Here is a 1,563-nt window from a genome sequence, read left to right as displayed (position 1 = left end):
ACACTTGCTCACGATCAGATGAAACGGGCGCTCACCATCGCGTGAAATCGCCGCTCACGATCAGCGAAATCCGCAATAAGCCATTCGCCGGGTCCGCACAGTCGCAGGCCAGTGCTGTCGACCAGCAGGTGAATGGGTCCTCTGGAGCTTGGACAGGGCTTTGGGACCTCCAGAGTCTCGGCGCGGCGGCTGAGGGTTGAGTGATCCGGCACCGCCAGGTCCAGCCCCAGAAGCCTGAGAATCGAGCCGATCAGCCCCTCCGTCTGACGCAGCGCCAGCCCGAACACCGCCCGGAGCGTCAGGGCTGTCCTGATCGCCAGGGCCGAGTAGTGCGGTTGTCCGCCTCGTGTCGTGCGCGGCTCGGCCCGCCAAGTTGCAACCGCCTCCTCAGAGAACCAGATTGTGAGGTTTCCGCGCTGGCGCAAGGCGGCGTCGTACTCGGCCCAATTTGTCACCCGGTGCCGCTGCTTGGGGATACGATGACGGCAAGCGGCATTGGTCTTGAACGGCACGATAGAGATCCGGGATTAGGAGGGTCCAGCCCTCCTATGCCCTCCAGCTTCAGCCGCCAAATCGCCCATTCGTGCAACAAGGCCGCATTTACCCCTCGTTTACGGCTGCCGGGCAGCTCACGCAGGAACCTTGCTGACGATCCACGCCGCTGCCACCGGGCTGAAGCCGATTTCCTGCAACTCCTCCTCGAGATCCTCAACGGGATCAGGTTCGAGTGTAGTCGAGTTGTCTTCGGCTTCTGCACCGGGCGTCTGTCCGCTCTCGTCCTGCTCGGCGTCCTCGAGGGGCGCTACCGTGACGCGTACGACCGGGTCTTCGTCGCCATCATCCTCGCTCTCGTAGACCTTGAGCGTGACCCAGCGCTCCTCGACTTCGTCCTCATAGACCGTCTTCCACTCGCCCATGTTCCCCTCCTGGATCAGGCACCGGGGAAGGCCCGGCACTGATGCCGTCGCACTATAGCGCTTTAGCGCCATCACATTGTCGTGCTTCAGCGCTCTAGCCTTATTGTGTGCCGACAGGGCACCCCCATGTCCTCAATGCGGAGGCACATCCCGCAACCCCTTGACCGCCTCCGTACACTTCAGCCCCGTTCAGACCAATCCCGACGGGGCTTTTTCATGCCCAGTGCCCGCATGACCTGGATCAGATCGCGTGGTGTTCCGATGCGAGGGTGCCTAATGCGACGCGGAGCTATCCAAGGGAATGCTCTGCACTGCGCGACCTGCCGCATCCACGATTTCAAGCTTCCAACCCTGCCACTCATCCGAGTTCGATGCATCCTGAGCACGAAGCTCCTCTACGGCTTCGATGGCGGAGATCACGGCTGCCTGGAGACTGGAAGCCTCGACGCCCGCCTCATCCCGGATCACGGTCTCGCCGTCGGTGAGGTTGAAGTAGTAGCGCACCAGTGCCGAAGGGTCGGGCGCCGATGCAGGTGAAGAACTGACCGACAGCGCAACGTCAATGAGCCCTTCGGTTGGCGCCGGCTTGCTGTTGGAAATACTGCTCACAATTCAAACGCCTTATTGAACCGCCGGGGAGGAAAGG

2 protein-coding genes and 1 pseudogene are annotated in these 1,563 nt (G+C 62.1%); all 3 read right to left on the bottom strand.

Annotation, left to right across the window (positions count from 1 at the left end; genetic code table 11):
* Positions 1–47 precede the first annotated feature (47 nt).
* A pseudogene (locus tag JQC81_RS32335) lies at positions 48–512 on the bottom strand (transposase); the annotation flags it as partial.
* A 117-nt stretch (positions 513–629) separates the two neighbouring features.
* A complete protein-coding gene (locus JQC81_RS32330) occupies positions 630–917 on the bottom strand; it encodes a hypothetical protein (protein ID WP_203275846.1) in 288 nt (95 codons plus the stop codon).
* A gap of 273 nt (positions 918–1,190) precedes the next feature.
* A complete protein-coding gene (locus JQC81_RS32325; RefSeq protein ID WP_203275845.1) occupies positions 1,191–1,526 on the bottom strand; it encodes a DUF6894 family protein in 336 nt (111 codons plus the stop codon).
* Positions 1,527–1,563 lie beyond the last annotated feature (37 nt).

Origin of the sequence: Microvirga arabica (assembly GCF_016811235.1) — a bacterium.
Taxonomy (GTDB): Bacteria; Pseudomonadota; Alphaproteobacteria; order Rhizobiales; family Beijerinckiaceae; genus Microvirga; species Microvirga arabica.
The sequence above is the reverse complement of the archived record's forward strand: the minus strand, read 5'-3'. Positions and strand labels throughout refer to the sequence as shown.